Genomic DNA, 15,161 nt, shown 5'->3' with positions numbered 1-15,161 from the left:
GTGGCCGCGGGCGCGGTCTGGTAGCCGAAGCCCTGCTAGCCCGCACCCGAGCTGACTGACGTCCAGGTTCCGGCGGACACGACGTTGGCGGTGTTGGAGTTGTCGACCAAGGCGACGTGCTCGCCCACCGGCACGCCGCTGTCCGAGCGCGACTTGAGCTTGCCGTCGGGGAAGTAGTCCCAGGTCATCGTCCGGTTCGACGAACCGCCCGCAGACTTGACGGTGCGGAGGGTCTGCTGTCCGAGCGGGTTGTGGTCATAGGCGGTGGCGATGTCCCACGGGTCGGTCGACTCGCGCACCCAGCCGTTGTCGAAGTAGGAGTACCTGGTGGTGTTGCGAACCGCCTGCCCGGCCGAGGGTGGCGTCGACGTCTCGGTCATGCGACCGACCTCGTCGTAGACGTAGGTCGTCTTGTCCGGGGTCTTGATCAGCGCGTCGTCCTTGTCGAACGGTGTGAGCTGCTCGATCGGCCGGTTGAGCTTGTCGTAGACGGTGTGGGCGACCAGGACCGCTTTGCTTGAACCACCGTCCCCCAGGACGGCAGCGAGTGAGCCAGTCCAGGTCGGCACACCGGCAGCCCCGGTCTCCACCAAGACGCTGGGGCTGACTGCTGTTCGTGACCGCCCCGGCCGAACGGGTGGCTCCCACAGCCCGGCAGCGGGGCGGCTGGCCCCCGGCGGCGGTAGAGGGCGGTCGATGTCACGGAGTACTCGCGGGATCTCGTGCTGGGCGACGGTACCCCGCTGACCGGCCGCGGCTACGCGTTCGGGTTGCCGCGGTGGTTCCGGCTGCTGGGCGTGGTGTGGGAGAAGGCGGCTGAGACCGAGGGGGCGGCGCTGGCGGGCGTTCACGGTCAGGGCTGGAGCCAGCGGTCGAACCAGGCGCGGGTGCGGCGCAGGATGTCGAGCTGGTGGTTGCGTTCCCGAAGCGAGTGACCCTCCCTCGGGTAGATCACGAATTCGTGCTCGGCGCCGAAGTGGCGCAGTGCCCGGTGGAAGTACACGGCCTGACCGAGGGGGACGTTGGTGTCCTCCGCACCGTGCAGGATGAGCACCGGGGTGCGGACGCGGCCGGCGTAGGAGATCGGGCTGACCGCGTCATGCGGGTGCGGGCCGATCCCGTCCCAGCCGGTGCTGCCACCGAGCGTGCCATCGAGCTGGCCGTTCTCCCCGGTCGCGGCGAGCATCCCCCAGTCGGTGATGCCCGCGCTGACCAGCGCGGCGCGGAACCGGTCGGTCTGTCCGATCGCCCAGGCGGCCATGAACCCGCCGTGGCTCCCGCCTGCGATGCCCAGGCGATCGGGGTCTGCGATGCCCTCGGCGATGAGCAGGTCGATGCCGGTCAGGATGTCGGTCCATTCTTCCCGGCCGACCCTGCCCGCGACGCAGGCGGCGAACTCGTGACCGTGGCCTTGGCCGCCGCGCGGGTTGGGCAGGAACACCGCGTAGCCTGCGGTGGCCAGCCACTGCGCGCTGGGGAACCAGAATAGCTGGAGGCGGTCGGCGAACCGGTCGTAGGGGCCGCCGTGCACGAGCGTGATGAGCGGGAACGGGCCGTCCGAAGCGGATTTCCCGACCGGCAGTACGAGCAGACCGTCCAGTTCGAGGCCGTCGGCGGCGCGGTAGGCCAGTGGCCGCTGGGTGCCGAAAGTGACGCCGTTCAGCTCAGGGCGGGTGTCGGTGATCTTCCGCAGCGGCCCGGTTGGTGGTCCGATGTGCACGTTCGCAGGTTCGTAGCGGGTGCCGGTCAGTGCCGCGATCATCGTGCCCTCGGGGGTGGCGGTGAGGGAGTCGAGGCGGCCGGGATGCTGCGACAGGGTCGTGGGACCACCGGGGTCGAGCCGGGCCAGGGTCGTGTTCAGGCCGTCGGCGAACACCACCAGAGGGGCGGTGCCGGTCTGGCACAGTTCGGTGGGGCACATCGGAAGACCTGCGGTGCGGTTGCGCCGGACGCGGCTGCCCATGGCCAGGTCGAACACCGCGTTGCCTGCGTGGAGGACCGGTGGGGTGAGGGCGACGTAACCGAGGTGCCAACCGTCTTCAGCAGGCCACCAGGCCAGGGATTGTGCGTCGACCTCGACCGGCCCGAGGTCCTCCGCGGTCCCCGTGGCGGGGTCGAACAGGTGCAGCCTGCCGGTGCGGGGGCCGTAGTCCAGGTCGGCGCCGGCCCGGGTGAGCACGGCGAGCGGGCCACCGTCGGGTCGTTGCCGCAGTTCCACGACGTGCCGATCACCGAACACGCTCGGGGTGGTGACCTGGCCGGTGCGCAGGTCGAGCAGGCGCAACCGGGCACGCCGTTCGTGTTCACCGACGACGATGGCGTCGTCGCGGTCCCGGGCGCGGCGCATGTCTTGCTCGGTGGGCTCGTCCTCGGCGAGCAACGCGACCAGGTTGAGATCGGCGAGCGGCAGGTGGTCGATGATGCCCGCGCGCCAGCCGGTCAACGCGATCACCGCGCCGTCAGCGGGGGTGGACCGGTGCAGTTGCGGAGTGCCACGCTCCGCGCGATCGGACAGGAAGTACAGCGTGCGCGAGTCCGCGGACCAGCGAGGCCGGAACTCCGTCGCGGTGTCGGCGGTCGCCCGACGCCATGCACCGTCGCCTTCGATGTCGGCCAGCCAGAGTGCGGTGTCGAAGTGGTCACCACTTCGGCTGGTGGGGGCGAGGACGTAGCAGAGCAGATGCCCGTTCGGAGCGAGAGCCGGGGTCTGCGGAACGTGCCCCTCGGCCACGAGTTCGGCGGTCAGATCTGTCATGTGATCAGTGTGCCAACGTCAACAGCGCGCCACACGGACGAGTCAGTGCGCTCGGTGTGCTCCAGCGAAGCGTGCCGCCACATCGACGGCATGCTGACCGGGCCAGCCGATCCTCCGCGTGTCCCGGGTGGCAACGCGCCGCACGTCGGTAGGAAGTGGCGATGCACATCGCTCACGTGCCAGGGCGCTGACCGGGAGAGCGATCTGGGCGGGCGTGGCTCCTTTGTCGTCGGCGATCTGCTGCAGCAGGTGGATCAGCACCTGGTTGGCTTGCCGCGCTCCAGGGTTGAAGCGCGGAAGCAGGCGGCGGAGGTCGTTGCCGGCCAGCGGCGTGCTGGAATCGATCGTGCCGGTCAGGAATCCCTTGCCGAGCGGGCTGTAGGGCACCAGACCGATGCCCAGTTCCTCCAGGGTCGGAATGATTTCGGTTTCGTTCTCACGCACCCAGAGCGAGTACTCGCTCTGCAGTGCCGCCACCGGCTGCACGGCGTGGGCGCGACGAATCGTCTCGGCGCCTGCCTCGGACAGGCCGAAGTGCTTCACCTTGCCTTCGGCGATCAGTTCCTTGACCGTGCCCGCCACGTCTTCGATGGGCACATCGGGGTCGGCCCGTGCTCGCCGTGCTTGATCCCGAACTTGGTGGCGATCACCACCTGGTCGCGGACCGGTGCCAGCGCCTGACCGACCAGGTCCTCATTGGTGAGCGGTCAGGTGGGCGTGCAGCAGACCGGCGGCTTCGAGCAGGGCGAGGGACTGCGCGTCGAGGGCGGCGCGGCGTTCGGCGATGGCGGCGGCCAGGGCTTCGCGGCTGCCCGTGCGGTGCAGGTCGGTCAGGACCTGGGTGATCCGGGGGAACGGGTAGTGGGCCTTGCGGAGCATGGCGACGACGCGGGCGTCGCGGACGTCGAGTGGGGTGTAGCGGCGGTAGCCGGTGGCGGGGTCGCGGGTGGGGGTGAGCAGGCCCGCGGCCTCCCACACGCGCAGTGCGGAGGTGCGGACCGACAGCACGGCGGCCACCTCGCCGACCAGCCGGTCCGGGCCGGGGGTGACCGGGGTGTCGGCGACCGCGCCGAGGGCCTCGGCGGTGCTCTCGGCGGCCTGGCGCTCGGCGTGGAGGGTGGCGTGGGCGGCGTCGACGAGGTGCAGGGCGGTGACGGTGTCGCCCGCGTTGGCGGCGTGGAGGACGGCGGTGGCCCGGTCGGTGCCGAGGGCGCGGGCGAGGGCGCGGTAGGCGAGGAGGGCACGCAGGTGTTCGGGGCCATACCGGCGGTACCCGGACTCGGTCCTGGGCACCTCCGGCAGCACGCCCGCCGCCTCGTGGTTGCGGACCTGCTGGGTGGAGATGCCCGCGTGGCGGGCGAGGTCGACCGGGCGCAGCGGCATGGTCCATGCCTACCACGGTGGTTGAGGCTTTTCCCAGCCACCTCCAGACCAGGTTTCAACTGGTTGTTCAAAGATAGGGTTGAAGTGTGAATTCAGCCAGTTCAGCGCCGGTGGCGGAGTGGATCCGGGTGGTCGGTGCGCACGAGCACAACCTGACCGGGATCGATGTGGACATCCCCAAGCGCCGGGTCACCGTGGTGACCGGGGTGTCGGGGTCGGGCAAGTCGTCGTTGGTGTTCGACACCATCGCCGTGGAGGGGCAGCGGCAGTTCCACGAGACGCTGCCCGCGTTCGTGCGGTCGTTCCTGCCCGCGTCCGGGCGGCCCGCGGTGGACCTGATCGAGCACCTGCCCGCCACGATCGCGGTGGACCAGCGGCCGCTGACCGGTGGTTCCCGGTCGACGGTGGGGACGATCACCGACATCGCTCCGCTGCTGCGGCTGCTGTTCTCCCGCGCGGGTGAGCCGTTCATCGGGTACGCGGACGCGTTCTCGTTCAACATGCCCGCCGGGATGTGCCCGGACTGCGACGGGCTGGGGCAGGTGACCGGGGTCGACCTCGCCGCCTTCCTGGACCCGGCCGAGTCCCTCGACTCCGGCGCGCTGCTGGCGCCCGCGTTCGCCGTCGGGTCGCTGGACTGGCGGATCTACGCCGAGTCCGGCCGGTTCGACCCGGCGAAGCCGGTGGCCGACTACACCGACGCCGAGCGCGAGGAGCTGCTGCACGGCACGTCGGGGCACGTGCCGCTGGACGTCAACGGCTCGACGGTGAAGATGACCTACGAGGGCGCGGTGGTGAAGTTCCGCCGCCGCTACGTCGACACCGCCGAGGAGAAGGGCGCGCGCACCAAGGAGATGGTGCAGCGCTTCACCACCTCCGTGCCGTGCGCGTCGTGCGGTGGCACGCGGCTGTCGCAACTGGCCCGCGACTGCAAGGTCGACGGCCGGTCCATCGCGGACCTCAACGCGCTGGAGGCCGACGAGCTGCTGGCCGTGCTCACCGCCTTCGACGTGCCGAAGGCGCAGCCGGTGGTCGACGCGCTGGTGGGGCTGGTGGGCCACCTCGTCGACATCGGGCTGGGCTACCTGAGCCTCGACCGGGCGACCAGCACCCTGTCGGGCGGTGAGGCGCAGCGGGTGAAGATCGTGCGCCACCTGTCGAGCAGCCTCAACGACATGCTCTACGTGTTCGACGAGCCGAGCATCGGCCTGCACCCGCGCGACGTGCACCGGTTGACGTCGTTGCTGCACACGTTGCGGGACAAGGGGAACACCGTGCTGGTCGTGGAGCACGACCGGGACGTGATCACCGCCGCCGACCACGTGCTGGACATCGGGCCGGGTGCGGGCGCGGCGGGTGGGCGGGTCGTCTACGCGGGCGACCTGGCCGGGCTCGCGGGCGCGGGCACCCCGACCGGCGAGCACCTCACCGCCGCGACGACGGTCAAGGACCGGGTGCGTGCCAGGACCGGCAGCCTGTCGGTGGTGGGCGCGCGGACGCACAACCTGCGCGACGTCAGCGTGGACCTGCCGACCGGGGTGCTGACGGTGATCGCCGGGGTGGCGGGGTCGGGCAAGTCGAGCCTGGTCGGCGGCGCGTTCCGGGCCCAGCACCCGGAGGCGGTGCTTGTCGACCAGTCGCCGCCGCGGGCCAACCGCCGGTCGACGACGCTGACCTTCACCGGGATCGCCGACCAGGTCCGGGCCGCGTTCGCCAAGGCCAACGGGGTGGCCCCGGCCCTGTTCAGCGCCAACTCCGCCGGTGCCTGCCGCAACTGCGCGGGCCTGGGCTTCACCCAGACCGACCTGGCGGCGTTCGACTCGGTGGCCCAGGTCTGCCAGACCTGCGACGGGCGCCGCTTCACCGACGAGGTGCTGGCCCACCGGCTGCGCGGGCGCTCGATCGGCGACGTGCTGGAGATGTCGGTGGCCGACGGGCTGGAGTTCTTCCGGGGCAGCCGCAAGGTCGCCGCCGTGCTGACCGCGGTCGCCGACGTCGGCCTGGACTACCTGCGCCTGGGCCAGCCGCTGACCACCTTCTCCGGCGGCGAGTGCCAGCGGGTCAAGCTCGCCACCCGCCTGCACACCTCGGGCACCACCTACGTCCTGGACGAGCCGACCACCGGCCTGCACATGGCCGACGTGGGCAGGCTGCTCGGCGTCCTGGACCGGCTGGTCGACACCTACGGCTCCACCGTTGTGGTCATCGAGCACAACCTCGACGTCATCGGCCACGCGGACTGGGTCGTGGAGCTGGGCCCGGAGGGCGGCAGGCGCGGCGGGCAGGTCGTGTTCGAGGGCACCCCGCGCGACCTGTGCGCGGCGGGCACCGCGACCGGCGAGCACCTGCGCCGGGCGGTGGCGGGATGAGCGGGTTCCCCGCCGCGGTCGCCGCCGCCGCGTCGGCCGTGGCGGACGTGCTCGACGGGCACCGGCCGCGCGGCGGCGGGGCGTACCCGATCGGCGCGGTGCTGCCGGTGCTCGTCGAGCAGCACGACGTGCTGCGGGCCGCCGTGGACGCGGTCGCGGAGCCGCTCCCGGAACCGCTGGCGGCCGAGCTGGCGGGGTTGATGAGCTACCTGCAACTGCTGCGGGTGCGCTACCACCGGCTCAGCACCATCGAGCCCGGGGATTCCGTGTTCGCCACGCGCGCGATCACCGCCACGCACGTGGAGGCGCGGCGGGTGCGGGACCGGGCGAAGCGGATGTGACACCCGGTCCGGCCGGGAACGTCCCGGCCGGACCGGGTTCACCGTCAGGGCTGTGCGATCCGGCCGAACGCGGCGGCGTTGTCGGTGACGGCCTGGGTGCGCTGGGCGGACATCACGCACATTCGGCAGCCAACCGACCTTGTCGCGGGAGTAGCTGTTGAGGCCGACCGCGCTGGTGCCGAAGTGGGCCGTGGCGAACGTGAAGACGTTCATCGCGCTCATCTCGTCCCACGGGTCGTCGTACTCGCCGATCTGCGACCACGGGGAGTTGCGGTGGACCGGGTCGTCGGAGAACGAGTGGCCGAGGCCGTAGCCGTGCAGCATCTCGTGCGCGGCGAACCCGACGTTCCACGCGCCCGGGTCCAGCAGCACCCGGTTGCCCGCGCACGGGCACGGCCTGGGCGGGGGTGGCGAGACCGGCCACCGCCAGCAGGGTGGCGGACAGGGCCACCAGCGCGGCACGATGTCCGGGCAAGGCTTTCCCTTCGACGGAAATGCTTCCCAGGGTCGCAAAGAACGGGAATGGCGGCCGATGTCCTGGCCATGACTGCCGGAGCTCTTCCGTTGGCAGCACTGGGTTTCGATGCCAGTGGTTGTGGCGGTCGGCGGGCGACGAGCGTTCCGCCCTGGTTCGGAGTATTCCTCGGCAATCGGGTGAATAACGCGATAATCGGAGAGGGGCGGTCCGGGGTGTGAGCCGTGACATCCGCCGTCCGCCCGCTGCACAGGTGACTCACAGGGAACGCACAAAACCCACCCAGCGCGGCCCACCACGGTGGGCCCATGACCCTCGTCGCCGACCGCGCCGCGCCCACCGACCAGCCCGGTGGCATCCCCGACACCCCCACCGCTCCCCCGCCGAGACGGCACCGCGTCGCACTGGCGGCGCTGCTGGTGGGGACCGCCGCGCTCTACCTGTGGAACCTGGGCGCCTCCGGGTGGGCCAACGCCTACTACTCGGCCGCCGCGCAGGCGGGCGGGGAGAGCTGGTCGGCGTGGTTCTTCGGCGCGACCGACTCCGCGGGGGGCATCACCGTCGACAAGACGCCCGCCGCGACCTGGCTCATGGGGCTGTCCGTGCGGGTCTTCGGGCTCAGCTCGTGGAGCGTGCTGGTGCCGCAGGCGCTGGCCGGGGTGGCGTCGGTGGCCGTGCTGCACGCGGCGGTCCGGCGGTGGTCCGGCCCGGCGGCGGGGCTGATCGCGGGTGCTGCGCTGGCGCTGACCCCGGTGGCGGCGCTGATGTTCCGCTTCAACAACCCGGACGCGCTGCTGGTCCTGCTGCTGGTCACCGCCGCCTACTGCGTGGTGCGGGCACTGGAAACGGCGAGCCTGAAGTGGTTGGTGCTGGCCGGGACCGCGGTCGGGTTCGCGTTCCTGACCAAGATGTTGCAGGCGTTCCTGGTGCTGCCCGCGTTCGCGCTGGTCTACCTGATCGCCGCCCCCACCGGGCTGGGCAGGCGGGTCGGGCACTTGGCCGCCGCGCTCGGCGCGGTGGTCGTCGCGGGCGGTTGGTGGGTCGCGGTGGTCGAGCTGGTGCCCGCGGGCAGCAGGCCCTACATCGGCGGTTCGCAGGGGAACAGCGTGCTGGAGCTGGCCCTGGGCTACAACGGCCTGGGCAGGCTCACCGGCAACGAGGTCGGCAGCGTCGGGGGCGGCGCGGGCTGGGGCTCGCCCGGCTGGTCGCGGCTGTTCGGCACCGAGATGGGCAGCGAGATCGCCTGGCTGCTGCCCGCCGCGCTGCTCGCCCTGCTCGGCGGCCTCTGGCTGACCCGCCGCGCCCCGCGCACCGACCGGACCCGGGCCGCGCTGGTCCTGTGGGGCGGGTGGCTGGTCGTCACCGGCGTCACGTTCAGCCTGATGGACGGCATCATCCACCCGTACTACGCGGTGGCGCTGGCCCCGGCGGTGGCGGCCCTGGTGGGCATCGGCGCGAGCGCGGCCTGGCGGTCGCGGCACGACTTCGCCTCGGTGGGGCTGCTGGCCGCGGGCGTGGCGCTGACCGCGGTCGAGGCGTCGCTGCTGCTGGCCGGGGAATCGGGCTGGCTGCCCTGGTTGCGACCGGCGGTGCTGTTCGGCGGGCTGGTGGTGGCCGCGCTGATCGTCCTGGCCCCGGTGCTGCCCCGGCACGCCGCCACGGGGGTCGCGGCGCTGGCGCTGGTCGTGGTGCTCGCCGCCCCCGGCGCGTACTCCGTCGCCACCGCCGCGCAGCCGCACTCCGGTGCGCTGCCCTCGGTCGGCCCGGGCGGCGCCACGGGCTTCGGCGGACCCGGCGGTGGTGGGCGCGGCGGCATGGGTGGTCTGCTCGGCGCCCCGACACCCAGCGCCGAGGTGGTCGCCGCGCTGTCGCGGGACTCCGCGTCCTACACGTGGGCGGCGGCCGTGGTCGGCTCCAACAACGCGGCGGGCTACCAGCTCGCCATCGACCTGCCGGTGTTCGCCCTGGGCGGTTTCAACGGCACCGACCCGGCGCCGACCCTGGCGCGGTTCCAGCGGATGGTGGCCGACGGCCAGGTCCACTGGTTCATCGACAGCACGATCATGTCCGGCGGTTCCGGCAGCGACGCCGCCAGGGAGATCGCCGAGTGGGTCGCGGACAACTTCACCGCCACCTCCGTCGACGGCACCGCGCTCTACGACCTGTCGACCCCCACTGCCACAACGTGATCCGCGTCATGACCGATGAGGACACAGGTCCCGCACAGCTTCGGCACACCGACCACCCAGCGGACCCCCGGAGGCTCGCAGCCATGACAGCCACCTCGCTCCCCCTCCCCGCCCAGCGGGGTCTCGGCCGCGGTCCCGTGCGGGTCGCGGGACCGGCCCCCGTGCTCGACGTCGTCGTGCCCGTGCACAACGAGGAGGTCGACCTCGAACCGTGCGTGCGCCGCCTGCACGCGCACCTGCAAGCCCAGTTCCCGTACCGGTTCCGGATCACCGTGGCCGACAACGCCAGCACCGACCGCACCGCCGAGGTGGCCGACGCGCTGGCCGAGGCGCTGCCCGAGGTGCGCTCGGTGCGGCTGGAGCAGAAGGGCCGCGGCCGGGCGCTGCACACCACCTGGCTCGGCTCCGACGCCGAGGTGCTGGCCTACATGGACGTCGACCTGTCGACCGACCTGGCGGCGCTGTCGCCGCTGGTGGCCCCGCTGATCTCCGGGCACTCCGACGTGGCCATCGGCTCGCGGCTGGCCCGGGGCGCGCGGGTGGTGCGCGGGCCCAAGCGCGAGTTCCTCTCCCGCGCCTACAACGTGATCCTGCGCGGCACCCTGCGCGTGCGCTTCTCCGACGCGCAGTGCGGCTTCAAGGCCATCCGCGCCGACGTGGCGCGCACGCTGCTGCCGCACGTGGCCGACACCGGCTGGTTCTTCGACACCGAACTGCTGGTGCTGGCCCAGCGCGCGGGCCTGCGCATCCACGAGGTCCCGGTGGACTGGGTGGACGACCCGGACAGCCGGGTGGACATCGCGGCCACCGCGCTGGCCGACCTGCGCGGCATCGCCCGCCTCGGCCGCGGCCTGACCACCGGGGCCATCCCGATCGCCCGGCTGCGCGAGCAGCTGTCCCGGGGCGCGATCAGCGCGGACCCGCCGGGGGTGCCCGCGGGGCTGCTGCGGCAGGTGGTGCGCTTCGGCGCGATCGGTGTGCTCAGCACCGCGGCGTACCTGGTGCTGTACGTGCTGCTGCGCGGCGGCGTCGGCCCGCAGGCGGCGAACTTCACCGCGCTGCTGGTCACCGCGATCGGCAACACCGCGGCGAACCGGCGGCTCACCTTCGGCGTGCGCGGCAGCGGCGGCGCGGCCAAGCACCAGTTCCAGGGGCTGCTCGTGTTCGCCCTCGGGTTGGGCCTCACCAGCGGGTCGCTGGCCCTGCTGCACGGCCTGGGCGACCCGGGCCGCGGCACCGAGGTGGTCGTCCTGGTCGGCGCCAACCTCGCCGCCACCGTCCTGCGGTTCCTGCTGCTGCGCGGCTGGGTGTTCCGCCGCGCGGTCGAGCGGTCCACCCTCGAGGAGACCGGCGCCGCGGCGCCGAGTGCGGAGAACGCGCGATGACCACCACGACGTCCGAACCCCGCCACGCCTCGACCGCCCCGGCGCCCGCGGTCGCCACCCCGGTGCCCGCGGCCCGGCGCGGCTGGGAGCGACCCGCGCTGATCGGGTTGCTGGCCGTGACGGCCGCGCTGTACCTGTGGGACCTGAGCGCTTCGGGGTGGGCCAACGAATTCTACGCCGCCGCCGCGCAGGCGGGGACGCAGAGCTGGAAGGCGCTGTTCTTCGGCTCGCTCGACGCGGGCAACACCATCACCGTCGACAAACCACCCGCCGCGCTGTGGCTGATGGCGCTGTCCGGGCGGGTCTTCGGGTTCTCCTCGTGGAGCATGCTCCTGCCGCAGGCGCTGTGCGGGATCGGCTCGGTGTGGTTGCTGCACAACGCGGTCCGGCGCTGGTCCGGTCCGGTCGCCGGGCTGATCGCGGGTGCCGCGCTGGCGCTGACCCCGGTGGCCGCGCTGATGTTCAAGTTCAACAACCCGGACGCGCTGCTGGTGCTGCTGATGGTGGCGGGCGGCTACTGCGTGGTGCGGGCGACGGAGGCGGCGAGCCTGCGGTGGCTGGCCCTGGCCGGAGTCGCAATAGGTTTCGCGTTCCTGGCCAAGACGTTGCAGGCGTTCCTGGTGCTGCCCGCCTTCGGGCTGGTGTACCTGGTCGCCGCCCCCACCGGTCTGGGCAGGCGGCTGCTGCACCTGCTGGGCGCGGTCGTGGCGCTGGTGGTCTCGGCGGGCTGGTTCGTGGTCGTCACCGACCTGTGGCCCGCCGACTCGCGGCCCTACATCGGCGGTTCCACCGACAACACCGAACTCGACCTGGCCCTGGGCTACAACGGCCTGGGCCGCATCTTCGGCGGTTCGGGCAACGGCGGCGGGGGCGGCGGCGGGGGCACCGCGTTCGGCGGGGAGACCGGGCTGGGCCGGATGTTCGGCGCCGCGTTCGGCTCCGAGGTGTCGTGGCTGCTGCCGTCCGCGCTGATCGCCCTGGTCGCCGGGCTCTGGTTCACCCGCCGGGCCCCGCGCACCGACCGCGCCCGCGCCGGGCTGCTGCTCTGGGGCGGGTGGACGGTGGTGACCGCGCTGGTGTTCAGCTACATGGAGGGCACCATCCACCCGTACTACACGGTGGCGCTGGCCCCCGGCGTCGCGGGCGTCCTCGGCATCGGCGCCCGGGAGCTGTGGCGTGGTCGAGACCACCGGGGAGCGCGGGTCGTGCTGGCGGCCGTGGTGGCGGTCGGCGCGGGTTGGGGCTTCGTGCTGCTGGAGCACGACGCGCAGTGGTTGCCCTGGCTGCGCTGGGTGGTGGCGGCGCTCGGCGTGCTCGCCGCGACCGCGATCGGCGTGGGCGCGCACCGGTTCGCCAGGGCGGCCGTGCCGGTGGCGCTGGTGGCGCTGCTGGCCGGGGGCGGTGCCACCACGGCGTACGCGGTGGCCACCGCCACGACCGGGCACAGCGGCTCGCTCCCGGCCTCCGGTCCCGCGTCGGCGGGTGGCGGCGCGTTCGTCGTCGGTGGCGGTCCGGGCGGCGGGCAGGAGGTCAGCGCGGAACTGGTGCGGGCGCTGCGGGCCACCACCGGGACGTGGGCGGCGGCGAGCACCGGGTCGATGGGCGCGGGCAGCCTGCAACTGGCAAGTGGCCGACCGGTGATCCCGATCGGTGGCTTCAACGGCGGCGACCCGGCGCCCACGCTGGCCCAATTCCAGCGGTATGTGGCCGAAGGCCAGGTCCGGTACTACATCGCGGGCGGTCAGGGCCGCGGGATCGGCGGTCCCGGCGGCAGTGACGACATCGCCACCTGGGTGCGGGAGAACTTCACCCAGACCAGCATCGGCGGCCAGACGGTGTACGACCTGGCTGCGCCCCTCGGCTGAGGACTTTGGACCCCTGGGACAGCGGCGTCGGGCCCGCGTAGGCTGCCGAGCACTCGGTTCCGACGCCACTGGGAGGGGTGGGTGGTCGCCATGCGCGCGTGTGCGCGGCACCCCTGGTACGGCGGTGGTCACCATCACTGAGCCGGTGCAGCCGCGGGCCCACGTGGACCCGACCGCGGCGCTCATCCCGAACCAGGCACCCGCCCCCCGCCTGCAGGGCCACGCGGACCTGACCACCCGCCCGGACGTGGAGGCCCTGCTGCTGGTGCTCTGCGGCCAGGCGACCGGGGACGTCCACCTGGACCTCGCCGAACTCGACTTCATCGACGTGTCGGGCGTGATCTCGCTGCTGCGGGCGGCCTCCACCCTCCCCCCGGGGGCCCACCTGGTGCTGAGCAACCCGCCTGCGGCCATGCGCCGCATCCTGGAGGTCCTCGGCCCGGCGGTGGCCGAGTCCGGCGTCCGGGTCGACTGAGGAGCGCACCTCCCGCCCCACCGTCCACACACGACTGGTCGAGGCGTGGCGCCCATCCCGCCGGGACAACGCGCCCGGCACCGCGGTCAGGGAGCGGGCCTGTCGTCGGCGAGGCCCGCTTCATAGCCCGCGATGACCAGTTGGGCCCGGTCGCGGGTGGACAGTTTGGCCTTGAGGTGGCCGATGTGGGTCTTCACCGTGTGCCTGCTCAGGTGCAGGGCCTCCTCGATCTCCGCGTTGGACAACCCGCGGGTGATCAGGGTGAGGACCTCGCGCTCCCGGGCGGTCACGCCGTCGAGGGGGCGGTGCGGGCGGGTGGGGGCGCGGAGGAAGTCCGCGATGAGCCTGCGGGTGACCGTCGGGGCGAGCAGGGCCTCCCCCGCGGCGACGGTCCGGATGGCGTCGACGAGCCGCGGCGGGGGGACGTCCTTGAGCAGGAAGCCGCTCGCACCCGCGCGGAGGGTCTCGTACACCGCGGCGTCGAGGTCGAAGGTGGTGAGGATGAGGACCCTGGGACCCCCGGGCAGGGCGGTGATCCGCCGGGTGGCGGCGATCCCGTCGAGGTCGGGCATGCGGACGTCGAGGACCGCCACGTCGACGGGGTGGCGGGCGGCGAGGTCGCAGGCGGCGCGGCCGGTGGCCGCCTCGGCGACCACCTCGACGCCTGCGGTGACCTCCAGCAGCGTCCGCACGGTGGCGCGGTACTCGGGTTCGTCGTCGGCGAGCAGGACGCGGATCGGCTCAGGTGGCACGCGGGGCGGTCCCCTCGAACGGGAGGACGGCGTGGACACCGAAGCCGCCGCCGGGAGCGGCGCCCGCGTGCAGGGTTCCGCCGTGCAGGGCGACCCGTTCGCGGATGCCGAGCAGCCCGTGGCCCGGCGGTCCCGGCGGGGTCGTGCCCTCGTCGACGACGGAGACGGTGAGGGCACCGGGTTCCGCGGTCGTCCTCAGGTGGCAGCGGGCCGGGTGGGAGTGGCGGCGGACGTTGGTCAGGGCTTCCTGGGCGATGCGGAGGGCGGAGATCCGCACGGCGGCCGGTGCGCCGGTCAGGTCGGCCTGGTCGGTGGTGACGGTGACCCCGGCCGACCGGGCGGCGTCGACCAGGTCGTCCAGGGCCGGGGCGGTGGGTGCGCGCACCGCGCCCAGGACGGTGCGGACGTCCGCCAGGGCGGCGCGGCCGACCTGCTCGATGGTCCGCAGCGCGTCCTCCCGCTCGCGCGGGCGGTCCCCCGCCACGGCGTTGGCGACCGCGGCCTTCATGGTGATCAGGCTGAGGCTGTGCCCGACGACGTCGTGGACGTCCCTGGCGATGCGCAGCCGTTCCTCGGCGACCGCCCGCGCGGTGCGCGACTCCGCCAGCTCGGCGGCGTACCGCCCGCGGGTGCGCACCACCGTGGCCAGCGCCCACGCCCCGGTGATGACCACCGCGGTGTAGACCGTCGCGGACAAGGGGGTGGTGCTGAACGATTCGGCGCCCTCCAGCGCTGGGACGAGCGGCAGACCGGGGACGGCCCACACCGCGACTCCTGTCCCGATCACGCCCGACAACGCCCCGGCAACCCCCAGGGAGCCTGCCCTGGTCGAGGTGAGCGCCACCCGGTGCAGCACCAGCCCGACCGCCACGGCCACCGCATCCTCCCCGGTTCCGACGACGAGCGACACCACCCCGATCACCCCCGCCGCGACCAGTGCGGCGACCGGCCGCCACCGGCGCGCGGCCACGGCGGCACCGAGCGCCGCGGCCACACCCCACCCGAGCGGACCCGCCTGCGGTGACCGCACCACGGCCAGCGCCACGACCACGACCACCGCGACCGCATCGACGAGCCGCGCGCCTCTCGTACCGAGCATGGGCGCCACGGTATCCAGGGCGCCGCCCGCCGAACTCGGACCACGGTCCGATGTGCGCCGCGCGGAACGCCGG

General features: G+C 73.3%; 13 protein-coding genes. 7 read left to right on the top strand and 6 right to left on the bottom strand.

From position 1 onward, the window contains the following. Positions 1-35: 35 nt before the first annotated feature. From L6E12_RS11210 to L6E12_RS11195, 4 genes are all read right to left on the bottom strand, one after another. Positions 36-569: a hypothetical protein gene (locus tag L6E12_RS11210; protein WP_236227821.1), complete on the bottom strand. Its 534-nt coding sequence runs from the start codon at positions 567-569 to the stop codon at positions 36-38. Positions 570-853: 284 nt separating this feature from the next. Further along, positions 854-2,755 carry a prolyl oligopeptidase family serine peptidase gene (locus L6E12_RS11205; protein WP_236227820.1) on the bottom strand — a complete coding sequence of 634 codons (1,902 nt, stop codon included), beginning with the start codon at positions 2,753-2,755 and terminating at the stop codon, positions 854-856. Positions 2,756-2,797: 42 nt separating this feature from the next. Further along, entirely contained in the window at positions 2,798-3,337 is a 540-nt protein-coding gene (locus L6E12_RS11200) for an aldo/keto reductase (RefSeq protein WP_236227819.1), read from the bottom strand. A gap of 111 nt (positions 3,338-3,448) precedes the next feature. Next, on the bottom strand, positions 3,449-4,138 hold the full coding sequence (locus tag L6E12_RS11195) for a MerR family transcriptional regulator (protein WP_236227818.1): 690 nt from the start codon (positions 4,136-4,138) through the stop codon (positions 3,449-3,451). A gap of 110 nt (positions 4,139-4,248) precedes the next feature. Here L6E12_RS11195 and L6E12_RS11190 point away from each other — a divergent pair, with 110 nt between their 5' ends. The 7 genes from L6E12_RS11190 (at position 4,249) to L6E12_RS35070 (ending at position 13,237) form a co-directional block, all read left to right on the top strand. Next, positions 4,249-6,507 (top strand): ATP-binding cassette domain-containing protein, encoded by a 2,259-nt coding sequence (locus tag L6E12_RS11190; RefSeq protein ID WP_236227817.1) that lies wholly within the window; start codon positions 4,249-4,251, stop codon positions 6,505-6,507. After that, a complete protein-coding gene (locus L6E12_RS11185) occupies positions 6,504-6,848 on the top strand; it encodes a hypothetical protein (RefSeq protein WP_236227816.1) in 345 nt (114 codons plus the stop codon). Before L6E12_RS11190 ends, L6E12_RS11185 begins: the two co-directional genes overlap by 4 nt. A gap of 157 nt (positions 6,849-7,005) precedes the next feature. Next, positions 7,006-7,161 carry a hypothetical protein gene (locus L6E12_RS11180; RefSeq protein ID WP_236227815.1) on the top strand — a complete coding sequence of 52 codons (156 nt, stop codon included), beginning with the start codon at positions 7,006-7,008 and terminating at the stop codon, positions 7,159-7,161. Positions 7,162-7,631: 470 nt separating this feature from the next. Continuing rightward, on the top strand, positions 7,632-9,512 hold the full coding sequence (locus tag L6E12_RS11175; RefSeq protein ID WP_236227814.1) for a glycosyltransferase family 39 protein: 1,881 nt from the start codon (positions 7,632-7,634) through the stop codon (positions 9,510-9,512). A gap of 83 nt (positions 9,513-9,595) precedes the next feature. Continuing rightward, a complete protein-coding gene (locus L6E12_RS11170; protein WP_236227813.1) occupies positions 9,596-10,897 on the top strand; it encodes a bifunctional glycosyltransferase family 2/GtrA family protein in 1,302 nt (433 codons plus the stop codon). Continuing rightward, the gene (locus L6E12_RS11165) at positions 10,894-12,762 is read left to right on the top strand and encodes a glycosyltransferase family 39 protein (protein ID WP_236227812.1); all 1,869 of its coding nucleotides are present in this window, start codon (positions 10,894-10,896) and stop codon (positions 12,760-12,762) included. The genes L6E12_RS11170 and L6E12_RS11165 overlap by 4 nt, the downstream gene beginning before the upstream one ends. Before the next feature lie 124 nt (positions 12,763-12,886). Continuing rightward, complete coding sequence (locus L6E12_RS35070) at positions 12,887-13,237, top strand: STAS domain-containing protein (protein WP_308074676.1); 351 nt, start codon at positions 12,887-12,889, stop codon at positions 13,235-13,237. A gap of 86 nt (positions 13,238-13,323) precedes the next feature. On the opposite strand, the gene L6E12_RS11155 is transcribed toward L6E12_RS35070, so the two are convergent. Together L6E12_RS11155 and L6E12_RS11150 are read right to left on the bottom strand one after the other, a co-directional pair. Continuing rightward, complete coding sequence (locus tag L6E12_RS11155; RefSeq protein WP_236227811.1) at positions 13,324-13,989, bottom strand: response regulator transcription factor; 666 nt, start codon at positions 13,987-13,989, stop codon at positions 13,324-13,326. Beyond that, on the bottom strand, positions 13,979-15,088 hold the full coding sequence (locus L6E12_RS11150) for a sensor histidine kinase (RefSeq protein WP_236227810.1): 1,110 nt from the start codon (positions 15,086-15,088) through the stop codon (positions 13,979-13,981). Before L6E12_RS11150 ends, L6E12_RS11155 begins: the two co-directional genes overlap by 11 nt. Positions 15,089-15,161 lie beyond the last annotated feature (73 nt).

Source organism: Actinokineospora sp. PR83, from assembly GCF_021056305.1.
GTDB lineage: Bacteria > Actinomycetota > Actinomycetes > Mycobacteriales > Pseudonocardiaceae > Actinokineospora > Actinokineospora spheciospongiae.
This window is presented reverse-complemented; position numbering and strand designations above follow the sequence as displayed.